Below are 20,875 nucleotides of genomic sequence, written 5' to 3' on the forward strand. Positions count from 1 at the left end.
AGGCGATCGCAGTACGGTAAACGCCCCGAGGGAACTTATTGATAAGCGATAAGGGCGGAAATATTGCTTTTCGATCAGGGTATTATCGTTTTTCAATATTTATTGATTGACGATAAACCCATCCACTCATATCTCAGGTTATCGAAATTCAATAATTCACTTCAAGGAGAACGATATGACCCGCATCGCTTCACAATCAATGGCAGCTGTTGCAGCCATTATCCTCGCCCTCGGCTCCATCAGCGCGATTGTCGCGGTTCCTCCCGCATCGGCGCAGACCGTGCCGGTAGCGAGCATGGCAACTGAGCTGGCCTGAACGGCCCACCTTTACAAACCGAGGACCATGCAATGACCAAAGCACTCAATGACCCGCTGCTGATCGCAGCCAAAGGGGTCATCTATTTCATGCTCGGCATAATCGCGTTTGCCGGATTTTTCGTCGTACTCGGCATCCCTGCCACGCTGATATTCGGTGCCGACCTTGGCGCCGACATCAGCGCCGCCGAACTGCCCCAGCATGCCTATTGGCTGATCGCCCTCTTGCTCGCCGGTGTCGCAGGCCTGCTTGCGCTAGGCTTCCGCTTTTTCCGCGACATGCTCCGCATCGTCCAGAGCGTAGGACAGGGCGATCCATTCATCCCGGAAAACGCCGTCAGGCTGACGGCGATGGCCTGGATCGCGCTGGCGATCAATGTTCTGGCACTGCCCGTGGCCGGACTTGGCGTCTACATCGCCAAACTGGCCAAGGAAGCGCCGGGCACAGTGGAGGGCGGCGTCGATTTTGGCGGGATCATCCTTGTCCTGACCCTCTTCGTCCTCGCCCGCGTGTTCAAGCATGGCGCTGCAATGCGCGAAGATCTCGAAGGGACCGTGTGATGCCAGCTGAAGACGAAGGAGCAACGATCATGGTCAAACTCGACGACCTGCTGCACGAACGCCGCATGACACTAACCGAACTGGCAGAGCGGGTCGGCCTCACCCTTGCCAACCTGTCGATCCTGAAAACCGGCAAGGCCAAGGCTATCCGGTTTTCCACCCTCGCCGCGATCTGCCGCGAACTGGAGTGCCAGCCGGGCGACCTTCTCGCCTACCAGGGCGGATCGAACGAGACAGACGTCTGATCGGTTTTGCTTGACTCAACCCTGCAAATGCTTAGAGGCCCGCCCCCGAAAGGCGGGTCTCTTTGCATTCGCCCTTCATCCGTCCGAGACAGTTGGTGAAGGCAATCGGGCCTTCTTAATTTCCAGCCTAGACGGGGAAAAGAGATTCACGTGGCACCACTTTGTGCTGCGCCCGAGCCTGTTGGCTCACCCTCCTTCCCCATCGTTGGACTTTTCGGTGTCGATGAACGGCACCGTTAGACATGAGCCGGTCGTGCGCGGAGCCATTTGCTCACGGCCATAAGTGAAGGAGTATGGCATGGATCGTTCGCAAAAAGCCGACGCGGTTGCCCAGCTCAATGCGGTCTTCAACGAGGTCAGCGTGGTGGTTGTCACCCGCAATCTCGGCATGACGGTGGCCCAGTCCACCGAACTGCGCACGAAGATGCGCGAAGCTGGTGCTTCCTACAAGGTTGCGAAGAACCGTCTCGCCAAGCTCGCCCTGAAGGACACCGATTACGTCGGGCTCGAGGAATTCCTCAATGGCCCGACCGCGCTGGCCTGGTCGGAAGACCCGGTTGCGGCTGCCAAGGCCGCTGTCGATTTCGCCAAGACGAACGACAAGCTGGAAATCGTCGGTGGCTCGATGGGCACGCAGGTGCTCGACGAAGCCGGGGTCAAGGCACTCGCCTCGATGCCGTCGCTCGACGAACTGCGCGCAAAGCTGGTTGGTCTCGTCAACGCCCCGGCAACCAAGGTTGCACAGGTCGTCAACGCGCCCGCCGCCAAGCTCGCTCGTGTGTTTGGTGCCTATGGCGCCAAGGACGCGGCCTGAGAGACGCTTTCTTAGTACAGACACGAAACATCATGGGGCACCAAACCCGCCCCGCCACATAAATTGGAGTGAACCATCATGGCTGATATCGCCAAGCTTGTTGAAGAACTTTCGAAGCTGACCGTCCTCGAGGCAGCTGAACTCGCAACCGCACTTGAAGAAGCATGGGGCGTTAGCGCCGCTGCTGCTGTTGCTGTTGCTGCACCGGCTGGTGGCGGCGATGCCGGCGCCGCTGCTGAAGAGAAGGACGAATTCGACGTCATTCTCACCGGCGACGGTGGCAAGAAGATCCAGGTGATCAAGGAAGTCCGCGCCATCACCGGCCTGGGCCTCACTGAAGCCAAGGCTCTCGTCGAAGGCGCGCCGAAGGCTCTCAAGGAAGGCGTCAACAAGGCAGAAGCCGAAGAAGTCAAGGCGAAGATCGAAGCTGCCGGCGGTACCGTCGAGCTCAAGTAAGCTTAGTTTAGTTTCGACTGACCAGAACAGGGCGGTGCCAGCGATGGCGCCGCCCTTTTTTGTTGCCGCCGCCCGCACTCACTCTGGTGACATTTACATCACATTTTCGATAGCTTCGCGACAATTGCGCGCCATGTCGCGCAAATACAGTTCTGCCGCCTTCTGCCCGCAGTAAACCCGCTCGCGATCCAATCTAGGATCACCTGAGGGGTTACAAAACCAATGAAAAAAGAACTCGCCCTGCTGGCTTTGGCCGCGGGTCTGAGCACCGGTGGATGCGCCACCGTGCTCAATGGAACCAACATTGACTACTCGACCGAAACCAGTCCGACGGGAGCGGATGTGGTCTTCCTCGGTGGGCTTTCCTGCACATCGCCTTGCGAACTGGAAATGCGCCGCGGTTCGGACACGCGAGTCGACATCACCAAGGAAGGCTACGAGCCGGTCTATGTGCTGATCCAGTCGCGGCTCGGCGGATCGACTTTCGGCAACATCCTGCTCGGCGGCGGTATCGGCGCAGCGATCGACGGCGGTAATGGCGCGAGCAATTTCCTCGCTCCGCGTCCGCTGATCGTTAAGCTGGCACCGCTGGGTTCGGGCGAACCGGCCTTGCTCCTCGACAAGGACGGCGCGGTCGTCAGCACGGTCGATGAACACAATGATCAGGTGCGTGCCGATGTCGCCAAGACGATCGGCAACGATCTGGCCGAATATGAAGGCAAGCCTGAAGCAGGTGAATAACCGCCGCCATTCGGGATCAAAAAGGGCGGCTCCAGCGATGGAGCCGCCCACTTTTTCGGCCAATCAACCCCGCGGGTTACTGGCGTGGAATCTGGTCGATCAGCGCGGCGTCGGAACGGAAGGTCGGTGAACCGATCTGTTCGACATGTACCTTCACCGCCTGCGGCGCATCCTTGTAATCGATCCCGAAGGCGACCTCGTCATAAACCGGATCATAGCTGATCGGCACACCGGCCGCCTGCAACTGGGTGAGCGTGAGGAAGCTGTCGAGTCCGCCAGCACCCCTGATCCTGTCCAGTTCATCCGCACCGAAACGGTTGCGTAGCATGTCCACCGCCGAACCCAACCGGATCGCGATGGTGCCGTCGAGCTGGCGGAAATCAACCTTTCCCGTGACCACCCCGTTAATCCGGGCATCGAGGCGGGTCTTGATCACCAATTCGTTCTGCAAATCACGTGCACCCGGCGCGGCTTGCGGCGTGGGTATCGGAACCGCTCGTACCGTATCATCCGGAGCGGGTTCGGGAGTGCGTGGCGGGCGAACGGGTGGGCGCGGTGCAAGCGCGAGCGAATTGCGGACATCACCGCTTGCACCCAAAGTTCCTGTGAAAGCCGCAACGGCCGCTTCCTCGTTCGAAACCTAGCTGCGTGCGACCGGAGAGCTGGCCGTGAGTTGGCGTTGCGGCCGCACAGCGGCTCTCGGCTCGGCCGGGGTCTCGGTCAGCCTCGGTGCAAAATGCAGGGCATCGGCGATTTGGGGCACGTCGATCACGCGGGTGCGGATCGCACCCGAAATCGCATTGATCCTGCCTTCCGGCTGTTTGGGCAGCCCGCGCGAAACCGCCATCGTCACAGGGGACGGCATTTCAACCCCCGCAAAGGCAAGGTCGAACCTTTCGGAACCCTGCTCGAGGAAATCGAGCGGCAGCACGCGTTCACGGTTTATGAGCGCGGTGCGATTGCTGAGCGTGACAGAAGCCGGAGCCGAGACCTCTGCCGCCATGACAGGAGCGTAGACCGGGGCAGGCGCGCCGACTGCCGGGGACCAGACGGGTTGCTTCAGAACATCGACGGGCTCGCGCACTTCAAGCGAAGCAGCGGGGAATCCATGGCGCCTACAGACAGATCTGGCACGGTCACGGCAATCGCAATTGCCGCAGCGCCAGCGAAAATCCGTCCTTTGCCAAACTTGCGCGAGGCCCCCTCCGCTTGCGCGTCGTGAGCTGTTTCCGGGTATGTCTGCACCGAATCCCCGTAATTACCCTTATGTGGGGTTATGAGGAATTTGCCGGGTTATATAAAGGGCTTTCTCCTTCAGCCGCACCGGCCCTCTCCCGCCCAAGACGAATTTCCCTTCCCATGACTCGCCCGCAACCCTATCGCGACCCGCTCGCCCCGTCGTGAGCGAAGCTGATGTCATGCGCGATCCGGCACCTCTCGAAACGCCCACCTGGGGACAGGAACTGCGGGCGACCGCCCTGCTTGCGGGGCCGCTGGCGCTCGCCAATCTGCTGCAGATGCTGACCTATGCCATCGATGTGATCTTCATCGCGCGGCTGGGTGAGGAACCGCTGGCGGCTTCGGCTTTGGCGGTTTCCCTGTTCGGGCTGGTTCTATGGGCGATGACCGCGCTTGCAGGGGCGGTCGCGCCGCTTATCGCTGAGGCGGTTGGCGCACGCAGCCCATCATTGCGCCCGGTGCGCAGATCGGTGCGAATGGCCCTTTGGCTGGCCTTAATCAGCGGGATTGCTGGCATGGGCCTTTGCCTGCTGCTGGAGCCGATCATGCGCGTCACCGGCCAACAAGAGACGATCATCGTGCTGGCCACCGATTACAACTATCTCATCGTCTTCTCGATGGTGCCGATGTTGCTCGCGGCCGTGCTGCGCAATTTCGTCTCTGCGCTTGGCCGGCCGATCTTCGCCACGGCGATCACCGGCGCAGGGATCTTCGTGAACGGATTTGCCAACTACGCTTTCATTTTCGGAAATTTCGGTGCCCCTGAAATGGGGCTTAGAGGCGCTGCGCTAGCGACAATCCTCACCGCCCTGTTCACGCTTGCTGCATATGTGCTGGCGATCCGGCTTGACCCCCGCTTGCATCGCTTCCGGGTGTTTGGCCGGCTGTGGGCACCCGATTGGGAGCGATTCCGGCAATTGGTGAGGATCGGCACGCCGATCGCGCTGACGGTTACCGCCGAAGCCGGGATTTTCGGTGCTGCCGCCTTCATGATGGGGCGCTTTGGCGCCGCCGAACTGGCCGGGCATACTGTGGCGCTGCAACTCGCCGCGCTTGCATTCCAGATCCCGTTCGGGGTCAGCCAGGCCGCGACTATTCGGGTCGGCTATTTCTATGGCGCGCGCGACGGGGAAGGTATCAAGCGCGCGGGCTGGGTTGCTCTGGGCCTCGGGGTCGGCTTCATGAGCATGACAGCGGGCGCGATGGTGTTTGCGCCCTATCTGCTGCTTTCCATCTACGTCGATCCCTATGCCGCCAAGAATGCGGCATTGGTCGGCTTTGCCCTGCAATATCTGGTGCTGGCCGCCGCTTTCCAGATCGTCGACGGCATTCAGGCCGTCGCTGCGGGGGCCCTGCGCGGATTGCAGGACACCCGCGTGCCGATGTGGATCGCGATCTTCAGCTATTGGGTGCCGGGCATCGGCGCCGGGATCGGGCTCGGGTTCTTCACCAGCCTCCAGGGGATCGGGGTCTGGATCGGCCTTGCCACCGGCCTCGCCTTTGCCGCGATCCTGCTGCTGTCACGATGGATGGCCCGCGAACGGCTGCGGCTGACACGGCGCAGCAGCGCAGCAGCGGTCAGCCCGCAACCCGCGTGATAACCTCGCGCTGCGGGAACGGAATGGTCAGCCCCACTTCGTCGAACCGCGCCTTTACCGCTTCGGTCAGATCCCAGGAAAGGTTGAGGTAATCTGCGGTTTCGCACCACACCCGCAAGCCAACCCCGACCGAGCTGTCATCCAGCGAATTGACGAATGCGACAGGCTCAGGCTCTGCCAACACCCGGTCGTCCGCCTTTGCCAGCGCGACCAGCTCGTTGCGCGCCTGTTCCATGCTGTCGCCGTATCCGATCCCGACGATCAGTTCGAAACGGCGCACCGGATGGCGGTGGAAATTGGTGATCGGATGGCTCCAGAGTTCAGAATTGGGAACAAGCAGGAACAGGCCGTCGAACTGCTTGAGCTCGGTCGTGAACAGCCCGATTTCCTGCACTACGCCACTGATCGGTCCGGCCTGAATCGCTTCTCCCACCTTGAAGGGACGCTGGGTCAGGATCATCACGCCCGAGGCGACATTGCTCAGCGTTCCCTGCAAAGCGAGCCCCACAGCGAGGCCCATCGAGCCAAGAACCGCAAGGATGCTGGTGGTTTCTACCCCGAACTGGGCCAGCACCGTTGCCAACACCAGCGCGTAGAGCCCGTATTTCACCAGGCTGGACAGGAAGTCGGCGACAGTTGGGTCGAACCGGGGCGAGGCCCGCAGCATCCGATCGGCCCATTTCGAAAGAAGCCGGGCCAGGATCAGCCCGATGACAAGCACTGCGAATGCACCGGCAATCGAGAAAAGATGGTTCTGCAACCAAGTCACAGCCGCTTCCGTAAGGTTGATTGCAATCGCGTTCTTGTCTGATTTCATTGAATTTTCCGAACCTTAATCACTTGAACCGTTGGCATTGCCGACACCCTATCCAATCTACAACCCGGCATGATGTTTCCGAAAATTTTTTCGCGCCGCGGCTGTTGACTCGTGCGCTGCCCATCCCCAAATGCGCCGCGCTGGCACTCTCGGGGAGAGAGTGCCAACAGACATATCAACCCAACAAGAAAGGTCATTGAAATGGCATTTCGTCCCCTGCACGACCGTGTTGTCGTGCGCCGCATCGAAGCCGACCAGAAGACCGCTGGCGGCATCATCATTCCCGATTCCGCACAGGAAAAGCCGAGCGAAGGCGAAGTTGTCGCCGTGGGTGAAGGCGCCCGTGACGACGATGGCGATCGCATCCCGATGGATGTGAAGGCCGGCGACCGTGTGCTGTTCGGCAAGTGGTCGGGCACCGAAGTCAAGATCAACGGCGAAGACCTGCTGATCATGAAGGAAAGCGACATCATGGGGATCATCGGCTGAGCCCCGAGGCCATAGCCGTTTTCCACCACCGCTAATCCAAACAATCATACATTCCAGGAGAAACACCAATGGCTGCCAAGGACGTACAGTTCGGCCGCGAAGCGCGTGAGCGCATCCTGCGCGGCGTCGACACCCTCGCCAATGCCGTCAAGGTCACGCTCGGCCCCAAGGGTCGCAACGTCGTGATCGACAAGAGCTTCGGCGCTCCGCGCATCACCAAGGACGGCGTCAGCGTCGCCAAGGAAATCGAACTCAAGGACAAGTTCGAGAACATGGGCGCGCAGATGCTGCGTGAAGTTGCATCGAAGACCAATGACCTCGCCGGTGACGGCACCACCACCGCCACCGTTCTGGGCCAGGCGATCGTGCGCGAAGGCATGAAGTCGGTTGCTGCCGGCATGAACCCGATGGACCTCAAGCGCGGCATCGACACTGCCGTTGCCAAGGTGGTCGAAAACCTGAAGTCGCGTTCGAAGGACGTGTCCGGCTCGAACGAAATCGCTCAGGTCGGCATCATCTCGGCCAACGGCGACCGTGAAGTCGGCGAAAAGATCGCCGAAGCCATGGAAAAGGTCGGCAAGGAAGGCGTGATCACCGTCGAGGAAGCCAAGGGCCTCGAATTCGAGCTCGACGTTGTCGAAGGCATGCAGTTCGACCGTGGCTATCTTTCGCCCTACTTCATCACCAACCCGGACAAGATGACGGTTGAACTCGACAACCCCTACATCCTGATCCACGAAAAGAAGCTCTCGAACCTGCAGGCGATGCTGCCGATCCTCGAAGCAGCTGTTCAGAGCGGTCGCCCGCTGCTGATCATCGCAGAGGACATCGAAGGCGAAGCGCTGGCGACTCTCGTCGTCAACAAGCTGCGCGGCGGCCTGAAGGTTGCAGCGGTCAAGGCACCGGGCTTCGGCGATCGTCGTAAGGCGATGCTGCAAGACATCGCGATCCTGACCAAGGGCGAAATGATCAGCGAAGACCTCGGCATCAAGCTCGAGAACGTCACGCTCGGCATGCTCGGCCAGGCCAAGCGCGTCACCATCGACAAGGACAACACCACCATCGTCGATGGCGCCGGTGAAGAAGCCGACATCAAGGCTCGCGTCGGTGAAATCCGCACCCAGATCGAGAACACCACTAGCGATTACGACCGCGAGAAGCTGCAAGAGCGTCTCGCCAAGCTCGCCGGCGGCGTTGCCGTGATCAAGGTCGGCGGTGCTTCGGAAGTCGAAGTGAAGGAGCGCAAGGACCGCGTCGACGACGCCCTCCACGCAACCCGTGCGGCTGTCGAGGAAGGCATCGTTCCGGGCGGCGGCACCGCTCTGCTCTATGCCACCAAGGCGCTCGAAGGCCTGAAGGGTGAAAACGACGACCAGACCCGCGGCATCGACATCGTTCGCCGTGCGATCATGGCGCCGATCCGTCAGATCGCCGAAAACGCCGGTCACGACGGCGCTGTCGTGTCGGGCAATCTGCTGCGTGAAGGCGACGAGACGCAGGGCTTCAACGCTGCGACCGACACTTATGAAAACCTGGTGGAAGCCGGCGTGATCGACCCGACCAAGGTTGTGCGCACCGCTCTGCAGGATGCAGCTTCGGTTGCGGGCCTGCTGATCACCACCGAAGCGGCGATCACCGACGCTCCGGAAGACAAGGCCGCTGCGCCGGCAATGCCGGACATGGGCGGCATGGGCGGAATGGGCTTCTAAGCAAAGCCACGCTTCAACAGCTGAAAAGAAAGGCCCCGGGGGACATTCGTCCCTCGGGGTTTTTCGTTGGTCGAATGGCAGGGTTCCCAAGCTCGCCCGGGTGGCGCATGGTTGCCCTTTCAAACCTAGGGGAATCACCGTGAAAACCAGATTTGCAGCCTTGTTGCTCGCCTCGGTCGCATTGGCCGGATGCGACGGCATCATGACCACTGCCGCGACCATCGAATGCACCACCACGCAGGGCGAATGCCTCAATGAATGGTTCGAAACCAAATTCCAGGAAGAACTGGCATTCTCGCCCATTCGCCAGACCGCGCTTGGCATGAAGACCAATTATGACAAGATCGACGACCTGAGCACCGCGGCCATGATGGAGCAGGTGAACTGGTGGAAACAGGCGCTCGTCGATATGGAGGCGAACTTCGATTACGATGCGCTGTCCGCTCAGGACAAGATTTCCTACGACATGTTCAAATACCGCGCCGAGCGCGCTGCCGCAGCTGCGGAATTCATGGAGCAGGAATACATCCTCGACCAGATGAATGGCGCACACACGTTCCTGCCGAGTTTCCTGTTGAGCCAGCACACTGTCGAAACCGAAAGCGACATGCAGGCCTTCATCGCCCGCATCGGTGGCATCGGCACGGCAATTGACCAATTGCTCGCACGCGCGCAGGCCAATGCCGAAGCCGGCGTTCGCCCTCCGCGCTTCGCCTATGACGCGGTGATTGCAGAAAGCGGCAAGATCATCGGCGGCGCCCCGTTCGATGACAGCGGCGAGCCTTCGGCACTTTGGGCCGGGGTGGAAGGACACCTTGCCAAGCTGGTTGAAGACGGGACCATTACCCAGGAACGCGCGGACGAACTGCGCGAAGAGGCACGGACCGCGCTGACCACGCAGATGGCCCCCGCCTATCAACGCGTCATCGACTGGTTCAAGGAAGACCTTCCCAATTCCGATGAAGAGGCAAAGGGCGCAACCACGCTGCCCAATGGCGAAGCTTATTACGCCGACCGGCTCAAGGACATGACCACGACCGATCTGACCGCGGATGAGATCCACGATCTTGGCCTTGCCGAGGTCGCGCGGATTCGCGGCGAGATGGAAGCGATCATGGCAAAGACCGGTTTCGAAGGGAGCCTGCAGGAGTTCTTCGTGTTCACACGCGAAGATCCGCAATTCTTCTTCTCGGACGATGAAGCCGGGGCGCAGGCCTATATCGACCGTGCGACCATGCACATCAACAAGCTGACCGAGCGCCTGCCCGAATTCTTCGGGCGCCTGCCCAAGGCCGCGCTTGAGGTGCGCCGGGTGGAGGCATTCCGCGAGCAGGATGGCGCCGCACAGCACTATCGCCCGGGCACCCCTGACGGTTCGCGTCCCGGGATCTACTACGCGCACCTTTCCGACATGACAGCCATGCCGATCCCGCCGCTGGAGGCAATCGCCTATCACGAAGGCAATCCGGGCCACCACATGCAGGTGTCGATCGCACAGGAACTGGAAGGCGTGCCGCGGTTCCGTTCGCAGGGCGGCTTCATCTCCGCCTATGGCGAAGGCTGGGCGCTTTATGCCGAAGCGCTGGCCAAGGAAATGGGCGGCTACGAAGACCCCTATTCGGAGTTTGGCCGACTGCAGAGCGAAATGTGGCGTGCAATCCGTCTGGTCGTCGACACCGGCATCCACGCCAAGGGCTGGACCGAGGATGAAGCGGTTGCCTATTGCCTCGAAAACTCGCCCAACCCGGAAACCGTCGCACGCAGCGAAGTGCAACGCTATTTCGTGATGCCGGGGCAGGCCACCAGCTACAAGATCGGCATGATCCGCATTCAGGAACTGCGCGCCAAGGCGCTGCAGGAACTGGGGGATGATTTCGACATTCGCGGCTTCCACGATACCGTTCTGGGCGGAGGTTCGGTGCCGCTGCCGATCCTCGAAAAGATGGTCGACAACTGGATCGCTTCGGTAAAGGCCGGCGAGGCCTGATCAACAGCTGAACGCCAAAGCAAAGGGCCGGGGCAGCAATCGCTACCCCGGCCCTTTTTTGTTTTGGCTTTATGGGTGCCTTAGCCGCCCTTGCGAGCCGCTTCGATCGCTTCGATCACGCTTGCATCCCAGGTCACCTGGGTCTGCGTTTGCGGGTTGAAGCGGGTGTCCTCGTAGCTGGCGGCTTCAGCAGCGGCGATTTCCTCGGCAGTCAGGAATTCGCTCGGCTCCAGAGCAAACACATCGACGCCGCGGGTGATTTCGGTGCCGTAGATGCGTCCGTTGTACCAATAGGACGACCAGTACCCGCCAACCACCAACTGCTCATCGCTGATGGGGCCGCGATCGAAGAACGCTATTTCAACGGGGTTGCTGCTGTCGGTGAAGTCCATCACGCTGATGCCACCCTGATACCACGACTGCACGAAAATATCGCGGCCGGGGACAGGGATGATCGAGCCGTTGTGCGCGACGCAGTTTTCCTTGTCGCCCTGCGGCCCGGGCATCTTGTAGTGGCTACGGAACTCCAGCTTACCGTCGACGATGTCATAGATTGCATTGGCGCCCCAGGTCATCGGGTCCGATGCCTTGCAGCGCGGACGGCCACCGCCGCCCCATTCATCGGTGAAGATCACCTTGGTGCCATCGTTGTTGAACGTCGCCGAGTGCCAATAGGCAAAGCCCTTGTCGAACACCGCATCGATGCGCTTCGGGTTCATCGGATCGGAGATATCCATCAGGATGCCGTTGCCCGAGCATGCGCCTGCGGCGAGGTTCAGCGCCGGGAACACGGTGATGTCGTGGCACTGATCGGTCCGGCGGGTATCCTGCGCACCCGGCTCGCTTTCGCCGCCTTGCCACAGGCCAGCGATCTCGCCGGTTTCGTCATCGGCGAAAACGCGCGGGCTGCTGATGATGCGCGAGCGTGACGGGTCAGCGAGCGGTATTTCGATCACGTCGATGCTGAAATAGGCGGTGCGGCTGTCAGCCGGATTGTCGATGCAGCCCGCGAGTTCCTCTTCTTCACGGATGCGCGACGTGCCCGAGTTGTAGACGATCAGGCGTTCTTCATTGGCGCTGACGATCGAATGCGTGTGGCTGCCTCGGCAGGTCTGGACCTGCCCGACCTGACGCGGAGCAGAAAGATCGGAGATGTCGAACACACGCAGACCGCGGAACCGTTCGGCACTCACCTCTTCCTCGACACCCTGCAGGCCGCAATCGACCCGGCCACGGGTCTGCTCGACGCTCATGATCAGGATATTGCCAAGAACCGAAACGTCACCTTGGCCACCCGGACATACGACGGAGCTGAGCAGGTTGGGCACGCCATCTTCGCCAAGGCGGTAGATGTTGAAGCCGTGATAGTTCCCCGCAACCATGATGTCGTCGAAGAACGCCATGTCGGTATTGGCGAAATCGAGCAGCGGCGAACGCTCTGCAAACTGGGTCAGGCTTTCACCGGCTTCGGGCTCGGCTTCGCCTTCAGCGGCCTCCGCAGCAGGGGCCGGCGTTGCTTCTGCGGCGCCTTCAGCCTTTTCGTCCTTTTCTTCCTCGCGAGGAGGCAAGGCCGGACGCAGATCAGCCGGATTGCCCGGATCGAAGAAACCCGCCGGCTTGCGCAGGCTGACGACGTGGCGCAGGTTCATGATCGCTTCGCCGGCATCATCGAAGCCAGCCGCCAGTTTGGCGCGCGGATCGGGCGAAATCCCGGCGAGCAACACGTCCATGCGCTTGATCTCGGCGTTCTGATCATTTTCGACATCGCTGACGAAGCGGAACAGCACCGGGTCTGCCGCGCTGCCTGCCTGACGCAGCAACGCCTCGACCATGTCGATCGCGCCTTCGTGGTGGGCAATCATCAGGCCAAGGAACATGCGATCGAACTCAGCACCCTCAAGCGAGGCAAGCTTCGCCAACTGCTCAGGGGTCGCCATGCCGGACATCTGCGAATGATCCACCATCGCATGCATCGAGTGATCCATGCTGGAGTGATCCATCCCTGAATGATCCATGCCGACCATCACGGTCTTTTCACCGCGATCTGCCAGCCACTGGTTCATGAATTCGATTTCGTCGGCCTGACTCGAAAGGATGCGGCCGGCAACGGTGACGACTTCTTCGTTATTGGTGCGATCCTCAACCAGCTTGGCCATCTCCACGGCCTGCTGATGGTGGACGATCATGCCCTGCATGAAAGCCACGTCGGCTTTGACATAGGTTGCCTTGGCCAGTTCGGTCGCTTCTTCAGCGGTCAAAGTGCGGCCCGCCTGACCCGGAGCACCCGGCTGCACGATCGGCGCCGTCTGCGCCATCGCCAGCGTCGATCCGCCCAGCAGCATGGCAGTGAGAATAGCGCGAGAACCCGAAACAGCGTTGCGTGGTGTAATCATGATCGTCCCTGTTGAGTGATGGAGCGGCTCTGTCTGCCCGACTGCACGGTGCAGTCAAGGCTGCGATGACAATACCGCAACCGATATCGATGAAGGCAAAACAGGAACCTTCCAATGGCGCGAATGTTCCATTCTGGAGTGGTTTCACAACTCCGGTCGCGTGCCGCGCACATTTCGTCGCACCAGACGAACCGGGTTCTTGCCGCGACGAATCCGGCCAACGTAGAATCTTTCGTTAAGTCGCCACTAACCCCGTTTGGAGTATTTCTGGCTGATGGCTTCCCCGAACCGACCGACCCTTCTCAAACGTTTCGCAACTGCTTTTGCAGCTTTCGCGGCGCTGCTGTCGTTGCCTGCGGCAGCACAGACCAACGAGCTTCAATCCAGCTTTGATGACGCATTCGGCACCGAAATGCGCGAACCACAGAGTTTCGAGGCGATCTACTCGAGCGGCTTTGAACAGCGCATCGCGGAACTCGCCGATGGGGCTCAGGGGCGAATTGGCGTGGCGGCGCGCGATCTCGCTACTGGCGAGCAAATCATGGTGCTGGGCGATCAATTGTTCCCGATGGCATCGACCAGCAAGATTGCGGTGGCGGCAACCTATCTCGAAATGGTCGAGCAGGGCCGCTATTCGCTGACTTCGGAATTCCCCCTGCTGATCCCGATCCGTTCGGCCAAGTTCTCATCACCCGCCGCTCCGGTGCGCGAAGGGCAGTACATGCCCGCGATCGACCTGATCGAGATCATGATCACCCGTTCGAGCAATCCTGCAACCGACGCGTTGCTCGCAGCTGTCGGCGGGCCGGAAAAGGTCAACGACTGGATGCGGCGGCAGGGTATCGAAGAGTTCTCGATCGACCGCGACATTGCCACGCTGGTGCGCGATGATGGCGAGTATGATCCTGCGAGTTGGATCGATCCCCGTGATGCCGCAACTCCGCGTGCGATGGTGAAGCTGCTCGAAGGGCTCTATCGCGGTGCTTTCCTTTCGGATCAGAGCCGCCAGGTGCTGCTTGGCGCGATGAGCCGCACGGTCACCGGCCAACGCCGGATCGTGGCACACATGCCCGATGAAGCCCGTGTGAGCCACAAGACAGGATCGCTCAACAACACTTCCAGCGATGTCGGGATCATCGAAACACCCGATGGCCGCGCGATTGCAGTGGCGATTTACGTAACCGGGCAAGGATCGCGTTCGGCACGTGAGGCGAGGATCGCGGCGATCGCCCGCGCGCTTTACGACGGTTTCAACGTCAGGGCGCGTCAGAACCGGAACTGGACCAGCGCTGACCGCACCGGCGGCTGAACGGCTGCATTGCGAGCCAGGAAAAAGACCGGGCAAAGAAAAAGGCGGCGCCTCGCGGCACCGCCTTTTCTTTAGTCAAAGCCTGATGGCGATGACGGAGAGCGAATTACTCGCCTTCCACCATGGCTTCAGCTTCAGCAGCAGCAGCTTCAGCGGCGTCGCCAGCAGCTTCTGCACCAGCTTCAACAGCTTCTGCGCCTTCAGCAGCAGCGCCTTCAACGGCTTCTGCGCCTTCTTCAGCGGTCGCGGTCGCGTCTTCGGCGATCGACTCAGCGTCGGCAGCCATTGCGTCACCGGTTTCAGCGACGGAATCAGCGGTTTCGCCGCAAGCAGCGAGGCCCAGAGCCGAGGTGGCGATTGCAGCAGCAAGAACGATCTTACGCATAATATGAAATCCTTGTTCAGCGAGTGATTGGCGCGTGGTCCGATGATCCGGACGCACGCCAAAGCCGGCTTCTGACCCCCGACTTCACGACCTGAAATAATGGCGAGATTGTGGCATTGCAAGCGAAATAAGGCAGGCCGACACATTTTCGCCATGTTTTTGCCCCTTTTCAGGAGGGGCTCAGGGCAGGCTGAACGACTGCAACAATGTCCGGAGGCGTGCATTAAAGCGGCTTACGCGCCTGTGCAACCGATGCTAGCACCGCCCGCATGTCAAGCGAGCACAAGCATCTCTATCTCGTCGATGGATCGTCCTACATTTTCCGCGCCTATCACCGGCTCCCACCGCTCACCAACCCTGAGGGCACGCCGGTGGGCGCGGTCTATGGCTACACCACCATGCTGTGGAAGCTGGCGACCGATCTCGACGAGGCTGACGGACCGACTCACCTCGCGGTGATCCTCGACAAGGATTCGAAGAGCTTCCGCAACGAGATATACCCCGAATACAAGGCCAACCGGCCCGAACCGCCCGAAGACCTGCGCCCGCAATTTCCGCTGATTCGCGACGCGACGCGTGCTTTCAGCCTGCCTTGCATCGAGGAATCGGGCCTTGAGGCTGACGATCTGATCGCTTCCTATGCCCGCGCCGCGCAGCGTCAGGGATGGGACGTTACCATCGTTTCGTCCGACAAGGACCTGATGCAGCTTGTCGGAGAGGAAAACGGCGCGCGCATCGACATGCTCGATACGATGAAGTCGCAGCGCATCTACATTGACGAGGTGCAGGAGAAGTTCGGGGTCAGGCCTGAACTGGTCGGCGATGTTCTCGCGCTGATGGGCGACAGCGTTGACAATATTCCGGGCATCTACGGCATCGGCCCCAAGACCGCGTCGAAACTGATTGCCGAACACGGTTCGCTGACGGCCGCGCTCGATCAGGCTCCGGAGATGAAACCTTCGAAGCTGAAGGAGCGGCTGATCGAAGGGCGCGCGGATGCCGAAATGAGCCGTGTGCTCGTGGCGCTCAAGGAAGATTGCGACCTGCCCGAACCGCTGGATGATTTCCTGCTGGACGGGGTGCCGCCCGAACCGCTCGCGCAATTCCTGCAACAGCACGGCTTCACCTCGCTGCTCAAGCGGCTCGGCGCTGGAGCGGGATCCCCCGAACGCGCGAACAATCTCAACCCGGCAAAGGCGGATAAGGAAGGGGATGCCGGCACGCCCGAGGGCAATCGCCAGCCGCTTCCCGAAATGCCCAAGGTCGATCGCACTGCCTATGAAACCGTTCAGACGCTCGAACGGCTGGAACATTGGGTTGCCCGGGCCATTGCCGCCCGGCTGGTGGCAGTCGACACCGAAACCACCTCGCTGGACGCGATCCAGGCGGACCTTGTCGGTGTCAGCCTCGCGCTTGGCCCCAACGATGCCTGCTACATCCCGCTTGCTCATGGCGGGTCGGACATGTTCGCGGAAAAGCCCGATCAGGTTCCGATGGATCAGGCCATCGCCACGCTGAAACCGATGCTTGAGGACGACAGCGTCACCAAGGTTTTCCAGAACGGCAAATACGATCTCAACGTGCTGGCGCGGGTCGGCATCGCAGTGTCTCCGATCGAGGACACGATGGTCATCAGCTTCGATCTCGACGCAGGCCGTGGTGAAGGCATGGGCGGCGGCCATGGCATGGACGAATTGTCCGAGCGACACCTGCTGCACACTCCGCTGGCGTTCAAGGACGTTTGCGGAACCGGCAAGAAGGCGATTCCCTTTGGCGAAGTCCCGCTTGACCGGGCGACGGAGTATGCAGCGGAAGACGCGGATGTCACCTTGCGCCTTTATCGTCATCTGAAACCGCGTCTGGCGACCGAGGGCGGCAGCAAAATCTACGAACGGGTCGACCGGCCGTTGATCCCTGTCGTTGCGCGGATGGAGCGGGAAGGGATCAAGGTTGATCGTGCAAGGCTGGCCAAGCTGTCCGAGGAATTCGCCACCGAAACCGCCAAACTCGAAGGCGAAATCCACGAGATCGCCGGCCAGCAATTCGCAGTCGGATCGCCCAAGCAACTGGGCGAAGTGCTGTTCGAACAAATGGGCCTCAAAGGCGGGAAGAAGGGCAAGAGCGGCGCCTATTCGACCGATCATTCGGTGCTGGAGAAGCTGGCGGCAGAGGGCGCGCCAATCGCCAACAAGGTGCTGGAATGGCGCCATCTGTCGAAGCTGAAATCGACCTACACCGATGCATTGCAGGCGCAGATCAATCCGACGACAGGGCGCGTCCACACCAGCTACAGCCTTGTCGGAGCGCAGACTGGCCGACTTTCCTCGACCGATCCAAATCTTCAGAACATTCCGATCCGAACCCCTATCGGCCGCCAGATCCGCGAAGCCTTCGTGCCGGAAGAAGGCAACGTTTTGCTCGCCGCCGACTACAGCCAGATCGAGCTCAGGCTCGCTGCACACATGGCGGATGTCGATACGCTCAAACAGGCTTTCGCCAATGGGGAGGACATTCACGCACGCACCGCGACGGAGATGTTCGGTGAAGTCACCCGCGACACCCGCGCGCGGGCAAAGACCATCAACTTCGCAATTCTCTACGGCATTTCGCGGTGGGGTCTTGCAGGACGGCTCGAGGTCGAACCTGACGAAGCGCAGGAGATGATCGACACCTACTTCCAGCGCTTTCCGGGCATTCAGCGTTACATCCACGAAACGCTCGAAACGGTGCGAGCGCGGGGATATTCGGAGACACTGTTCGGGCGCAAGACGTGGTTCCCGCGGATCAAATCGTCCAATCAGGCCGAGCGCCAGGGTTCCGAACGCGCCGCGATCAACGCGCCAATACAGGGCACCAGCGCCGACATCATCAAGCGTGCAATGGCACGGATGCTCCCGGCTCTGCGCGATGCGGGCCTGCACGATGTGAAGATGCTGTTGCAGGTGCACGACGAACTGGTGTTCGAACTGCCCGAAGGCGACGTGGCCAAGGCTTCGCCCGTCATTGAACGACTCATGTCGGAGGCCGCGCTGCCAGCGGTCGACATTAGCGTGCCACTGGCGGTGGATATCGGGACGGGAGCAAGCTGGGACGCAGCGCATTGATGCGATGGCTGATGCGCACGATCAGTGCTTTTTGCCTGATCGGCGCGTTGATCTGTGGCGGCAGATGGAACGCGAGGCGCGGCCTGCCCTACAATGAAGAGGGCCGGTATCTCGATCTCGCCACAGCCGTAGTTATCCACGAACAAAGCGTGATGATCTACGCAGGGTTCGCCCTGCTATTCACGGTGCTGGCCGCCATGGCCCTCTACGCCGCGAGCAAGCTGTAGGGTTCAATCCTTCTCCGGTTCGCCGTGCTTCTTTGCTCGGGCTGGTTCCAGATGCTCCGGCGAGAAAAACCCGATCGGGTTCACCTCTGCCGCGCGCTTCTTCAGCTCGCCGCGCATCTTGCGATATTCGGCTTCCATTTGCGCGGTAACGGTGGCGCGGCTGTCTTTCAGGGCTTCCACGAAATCCTGCATCGCCACTTCGCTCACCTCGCCGCCGAGTCGGCGCAGCGCGCCAAGACCGGCACGGCGCACGACATCTTCAAGATCGGCACCGGTGAAGCGTTCGGTCTGCGTGGCAACTTCGGCCAGATCGACATCGCTGGCGAGCGGCATGTTGCGGGTGTGAATGCCGAGAATATGCTCGCGGCCCGCCTTGTCGGGGGTGCCGACATAGACAAGCTCGTCAAACCGGCCCGGGCGCAGCAAGGCGGGATCGACCAGCGCCGGGCGATTGGTTGCCCCCACCACGATCACCGATTGCAGCTCCTCCAGTCCGTCCATTTCGGCAAGGATGGTGTTGACGACACGGCCCGTAACTTGCGGCTCGCCCTGCCCTGAACCGCGTGCGGGAACGAGGCTGTCGATTTCGTCGATGAAGATGACGCAAGGCGCGACGGCACGCGCGCGGGCGAACAGCTTGGCGATCTGCTGCTCGCTCTCGCCATACCATTTGGACAGAAGATCGGAGCTTTTCATCGAGATGAAGTTAGCCTCCGCCTCCTTTGCCACCGCCTTTGCCAGCAGGGTCTTGCCTGTGCCCGGCGGGCCATAAAGCAGGAACCCCTTGGCCGGGCGGATGCCAAGCCGCCGGAACGCTTCCGGGTTCTTGAGCGGGAGTTCGATCCCTTCCTTGAGCTTGTCGATGGCATCGCCGACACCGCCGATATTGTCCCAACCGACGTTTGGGACCTGCACCATGACTTCGCGCATGGCCGATGGCTGGACGCGTTTCAGCGCGCTCAGGAAATCATCGCGGGTGACGCAAAGATCATCCAGCACGTCTTGCGGAATGGTGCGTTCATCAAGGTCGAGCCGGGGCATGATCCGGCGCACGGCGTCAATCGCGGCCTCTCGCGTCAGCGCCGCAATGTCCGCTCCGACAAAGCCATGCGTGACCCGCGCGAGCTCGCTCAGATCGACCTTGTCCTCCAGAGGCATGCCGCGGGTGTGGATCGACAGGATTTCCCGGCGTCCACCTTGATCGGGCACACCGATCACGATTTCGCGGTCAAACCGGCCTGGACGGCGCAGCGCCTCGTCAATCGCATCCGGACGGTTGGTTGCAGCGATCACCACGAGATTGGCGCGCGATTCGATCCCGTCCATCAGGGTAAGCAGTTGCGCAACCAGACGTTTTTCGGCCTCCCCGGGCACCTGTGTCCGTTTGGGCGCGATCGAATCGATCTCGTCGATGAAGATGATTGCGGGGGCGGCGCGGGTCGCCTCCTCGAACACTTCGCGTAGCCGCTTTTCGCTTTCACCATAGCCGGAGCCCATGATTTCCGGACCGTTGATGGTGAAGAATTCGGCATCGCTTTCGTTCGCAACTGCCTGCGCCAGCCGGGTCTTGCCCGTTCCCGGCGGGCCATGCAGCAGCACCCCCTTGGGCGGATCGACACCGAGACGGGTGAAGAGTTCGGGATAGCGCAGCGGCAATTCCACCATTTCGCGCAAGGCCCGGATCGTGTCCTCCATCCCGCCGACGTCATCGTAATTGACGACGGCGCGGGCATCGCGCGGCTCTTCGAATTCGGTGCGCAGTTCGACTTCGGTGTTGTCGTCAATGTGGACGATTCCCTTGGGGCTGGTCGAATGCACCGAAAGGCGGATCTGCGTCAGCGCATAGGCCGGAGCGCGCAGCAGCTGGCGGACATCGGGCGGCATGTTCTGTACCGGCTGCTGCCCTGTGGTCGCCACCAGATCGCCCGCGACGAGCGGCTTGCGGAAGAAATTGCGCTTCAGTGCCTGTGTCGGCCCTTGCAGTCGCATCTCACGCTGCGCCGGGGCGAACACCACGCGCGTCGCGGGGCGCGATTCGGCAACGCTGATTTCGACATGCTCGCCCGATCCGGCTTCGGCATTGCCGCGTTGAAGCCCGTCGAGGCGGACGACATCGAGCGTGTCGTCTTCCTGATAGGCGGCCATGGCGATTGCGGCGGTTGTGCGCTTCCCCTTGATCTCGACCACGTCGCCTTCGGTAATGCCCAGCTTCTGGAACGCCGATCGCGGCATACGAGCAATGCCTTGACCTGATTCTTCCTGCCGCGCAGGGGCTACTTGCAGGCGCGCAGTGCGGCTCGGGGCGGCAGCGTCGACATCGGCCATTTTCGGATCCTTTGCGCGTGAACTTCGTGAAAGCGTTGACGCGATCTAGCTAAGGTCCGGAATTCCTGATTGCAAATGCCCTCAATCCGCATGGACGGGCATCGCGGTCGCGAATGCCGTTTGCGAAGGGCAGAAAAAAGCCCGGCACAAAGGCCGGGCTT

The 20,875-nt window shown here is 61.0% G+C and carries 19 protein-coding genes; 13 read left to right on the forward strand and 6 right to left on the reverse strand.

The features are described from left to right. Positions 1–175 precede the first annotated feature (175 nt). The 6 genes from AABA34_RS00540 (at position 176) to AABA34_RS00565 (ending at position 3,132) form a co-directional block, all read left to right on the forward strand. Positions 176–316, forward strand: coding sequence for a hypothetical protein (locus AABA34_RS00540; RefSeq protein ID WP_252259090.1), 141 nt, complete (start codon positions 176–178; stop codon positions 314–316). A 32-nt stretch (positions 317–348) separates the two neighbouring features. Continuing rightward, positions 349–876 carry a DUF2975 domain-containing protein gene (locus AABA34_RS00545; RefSeq protein WP_034955609.1) on the forward strand — a complete coding sequence of 176 codons (528 nt, stop codon included), beginning with the start codon at positions 349–351 and terminating at the stop codon, positions 874–876. Continuing rightward, positions 876–1,121 carry a helix-turn-helix domain-containing protein gene (locus AABA34_RS00550; RefSeq protein ID WP_034955611.1) on the forward strand — a complete coding sequence of 82 codons (246 nt, stop codon included), beginning with the start codon at positions 876–878 and terminating at the stop codon, positions 1,119–1,121. Before AABA34_RS00545 ends, AABA34_RS00550 begins: the two co-directional genes overlap by 1 nt. A gap of 298 nt (positions 1,122–1,419) precedes the next feature. Beyond that, a complete protein-coding gene (gene rplJ / locus AABA34_RS00555; protein ID WP_034955613.1) occupies positions 1,420–1,935 on the forward strand; it encodes a 50S ribosomal protein L10 in 516 nt (171 codons plus the stop codon). A gap of 78 nt (positions 1,936–2,013) precedes the next feature. Continuing rightward, positions 2,014–2,391, forward strand: a complete 378-nt coding sequence (gene rplL / locus AABA34_RS00560; protein WP_034955615.1) for a 50S ribosomal protein L7/L12 — start codon at positions 2,014–2,016, stop codon at positions 2,389–2,391. A gap of 222 nt (positions 2,392–2,613) precedes the next feature. Next, complete coding sequence (locus AABA34_RS00565) at positions 2,614–3,132, forward strand: hypothetical protein (protein WP_051700160.1); 519 nt, start codon at positions 2,614–2,616, stop codon at positions 3,130–3,132. Between the two features lie 76 nt (positions 3,133–3,208). Here AABA34_RS00565 and AABA34_RS00570 read toward each other — a convergent pair whose 3' ends face one another. Together AABA34_RS00570 and AABA34_RS00575 are read right to left on the reverse strand one after the other, a co-directional pair. Next, on the reverse strand, positions 3,209–3,730 hold the full coding sequence (locus tag AABA34_RS00570) for a hypothetical protein (RefSeq protein WP_034955618.1): 522 nt from the start codon (positions 3,728–3,730) through the stop codon (positions 3,209–3,211). 42 nt (positions 3,731–3,772) lie between these two features. Further along, positions 3,773–4,216 (reverse strand): hypothetical protein, encoded by a 444-nt coding sequence (locus AABA34_RS00575; RefSeq protein ID WP_034955620.1) that lies wholly within the window; start codon positions 4,214–4,216, stop codon positions 3,773–3,775. Positions 4,217–4,550: 334 nt separating this feature from the next. On the opposite strand from AABA34_RS00575, the gene AABA34_RS00580 reads away from it, so the two are divergent. Beyond that, positions 4,551–5,969 (forward strand): MATE family efflux transporter, encoded by a 1,419-nt coding sequence (locus AABA34_RS00580; RefSeq protein WP_034955925.1) that lies wholly within the window; start codon positions 4,551–4,553, stop codon positions 5,967–5,969. On the opposite strand, the gene AABA34_RS00585 is transcribed toward AABA34_RS00580, so the two are convergent. Continuing rightward, on the reverse strand, positions 5,950–6,786 hold the full coding sequence (locus tag AABA34_RS00585) for a mechanosensitive ion channel family protein (RefSeq protein WP_034955622.1): 837 nt from the start codon (positions 6,784–6,786) through the stop codon (positions 5,950–5,952). The two genes, AABA34_RS00580 and AABA34_RS00585, sit on opposite strands and share 20 nt — an antisense overlap. 201 nt (positions 6,787–6,987) lie before the next feature. Between AABA34_RS00585 and groES the strand changes: the two genes are divergently transcribed. From groES to AABA34_RS00600, 3 genes are all read left to right on the forward strand, one after another. After that, entirely contained in the window at positions 6,988–7,275 is a 288-nt protein-coding gene (gene groES, locus AABA34_RS00590) for a co-chaperone GroES (RefSeq protein WP_034955623.1), read from the forward strand. 68 nt (positions 7,276–7,343) lie between these two features. Beyond that, positions 7,344–8,984: a chaperonin GroEL gene (gene groL, locus AABA34_RS00595; RefSeq protein ID WP_034955625.1), complete on the forward strand. Its 1,641-nt coding sequence runs from the start codon at positions 7,344–7,346 to the stop codon at positions 8,982–8,984. Positions 8,985–9,123: 139 nt separating this feature from the next. Continuing rightward, positions 9,124–10,971 carry a DUF885 domain-containing protein gene (locus AABA34_RS00600; protein WP_338303466.1) on the forward strand — a complete coding sequence of 616 codons (1,848 nt, stop codon included), beginning with the start codon at positions 9,124–9,126 and terminating at the stop codon, positions 10,969–10,971. A gap of 80 nt (positions 10,972–11,051) precedes the next feature. Here AABA34_RS00600 and AABA34_RS00605 read toward each other — a convergent pair whose 3' ends face one another. Beyond that, complete coding sequence (locus tag AABA34_RS00605; RefSeq protein ID WP_338303467.1) at positions 11,052–13,364, reverse strand: DUF305 domain-containing protein; 2,313 nt, start codon at positions 13,362–13,364, stop codon at positions 11,052–11,054. Between the two features lie 274 nt (positions 13,365–13,638). On the opposite strand from AABA34_RS00605, the gene AABA34_RS00610 reads away from it, so the two are divergent. Then, a complete protein-coding gene (locus AABA34_RS00610; RefSeq protein ID WP_338303468.1) occupies positions 13,639–14,673 on the forward strand; it encodes a serine hydrolase in 1,035 nt (344 codons plus the stop codon). 75 nt (positions 14,674–14,748) lie between these two features. Here AABA34_RS00610 and AABA34_RS00615 read toward each other — a convergent pair whose 3' ends face one another. After that, on the reverse strand, positions 14,749–15,213 hold the full coding sequence (locus AABA34_RS00615) for a hypothetical protein (RefSeq protein WP_338303469.1): 465 nt from the start codon (positions 15,211–15,213) through the stop codon (positions 14,749–14,751). 114 nt (positions 15,214–15,327) lie between these two features. Between AABA34_RS00615 and polA the strand changes: the two genes are divergently transcribed. Further along, positions 15,328–18,162, forward strand: a complete 2,835-nt coding sequence (gene polA, locus AABA34_RS00620; RefSeq protein ID WP_338303470.1) for a DNA polymerase I — start codon at positions 15,328–15,330, stop codon at positions 18,160–18,162. Between the two features lie 11 nt (positions 18,163–18,173). Continuing rightward, positions 18,174–18,389, forward strand: a complete 216-nt coding sequence (locus AABA34_RS00625; RefSeq protein WP_338303471.1) for a hypothetical protein — start codon at positions 18,174–18,176, stop codon at positions 18,387–18,389. Between the two features lie 3 nt (positions 18,390–18,392). Here the strand turns inward: AABA34_RS00625 and AABA34_RS00630 are convergent, their stop codons facing one another. Further along, on the reverse strand, positions 18,393–20,714 hold the full coding sequence (locus AABA34_RS00630) for a CDC48 family AAA ATPase (protein WP_034955636.1): 2,322 nt from the start codon (positions 20,712–20,714) through the stop codon (positions 18,393–18,395). Positions 20,715–20,875 lie beyond the last annotated feature (161 nt).

Origin of the sequence: Erythrobacter sp. Dej080120_24, from assembly GCF_036322605.1 — a bacterium.
Taxonomy (GTDB): domain Bacteria; phylum Pseudomonadota; class Alphaproteobacteria; order Sphingomonadales; family Sphingomonadaceae; genus Erythrobacter; species Erythrobacter aurantius.

Bases quoted from the DNA above. Each gene is read 5' to 3' on its own strand.
- polA (WP_338303470.1), top strand. From the start codon at position 15,328: ATGTCAAGCGAGCACAAGCATCTCTATCTCGTCGATGGATCGTCCTAC.
- AABA34_RS00605 (WP_338303467.1), bottom strand. From the start codon at position 13,364: ATGATTACACCACGCAACGCTGTTTCGGGTTCTCGCGCTATTCTCACT.
- groES (WP_034955623.1), top strand. From the start codon at position 6,988: ATGGCATTTCGTCCCCTGCACGACCGTGTTGTCGTGCGCCGCATCGAA.
- rplL (WP_034955615.1), top strand. From the start codon at position 2,014: ATGGCTGATATCGCCAAGCTTGTTGAAGAACTTTCGAAGCTGACCGTC.
- AABA34_RS00545 (WP_034955609.1), top strand. From the start codon at position 349: ATGACCAAAGCACTCAATGACCCGCTGCTGATCGCAGCCAAAGGGGTC.
- AABA34_RS00580 (WP_034955925.1), top strand. From the start codon at position 4,551: ATGCGCGATCCGGCACCTCTCGAAACGCCCACCTGGGGACAGGAACTG.
- AABA34_RS00540 (WP_252259090.1), top strand. From the start codon at position 176: ATGACCCGCATCGCTTCACAATCAATGGCAGCTGTTGCAGCCATTATC.
- AABA34_RS00550 (WP_034955611.1), top strand. From the start codon at position 876: ATGCCAGCTGAAGACGAAGGAGCAACGATCATGGTCAAACTCGACGAC.
- rplJ (WP_034955613.1), top strand. From the start codon at position 1,420: ATGGATCGTTCGCAAAAAGCCGACGCGGTTGCCCAGCTCAATGCGGTC.
- AABA34_RS00630 (WP_034955636.1), bottom strand. From the start codon at position 20,714: ATGGCCGATGTCGACGCTGCCGCCCCGAGCCGCACTGCGCGCCTGCAA.
- AABA34_RS00585 (WP_034955622.1), bottom strand. From the start codon at position 6,786: ATGAAATCAGACAAGAACGCGATTGCAATCAACCTTACGGAAGCGGCT.
- AABA34_RS00565 (WP_051700160.1), top strand. From the start codon at position 2,614: ATGAAAAAAGAACTCGCCCTGCTGGCTTTGGCCGCGGGTCTGAGCACC.
- groL (WP_034955625.1), top strand. From the start codon at position 7,344: ATGGCTGCCAAGGACGTACAGTTCGGCCGCGAAGCGCGTGAGCGCATC.
- AABA34_RS00610 (WP_338303468.1), top strand. From the start codon at position 13,639: ATGGCTTCCCCGAACCGACCGACCCTTCTCAAACGTTTCGCAACTGCT.
- AABA34_RS00615 (WP_338303469.1), bottom strand. From the start codon at position 15,213: ATGGCGAAAATGTGTCGGCCTGCCTTATTTCGCTTGCAATGCCACAAT.
- AABA34_RS00625 (WP_338303471.1), top strand. From the start codon at position 18,174: ATGCGCACGATCAGTGCTTTTTGCCTGATCGGCGCGTTGATCTGTGGC.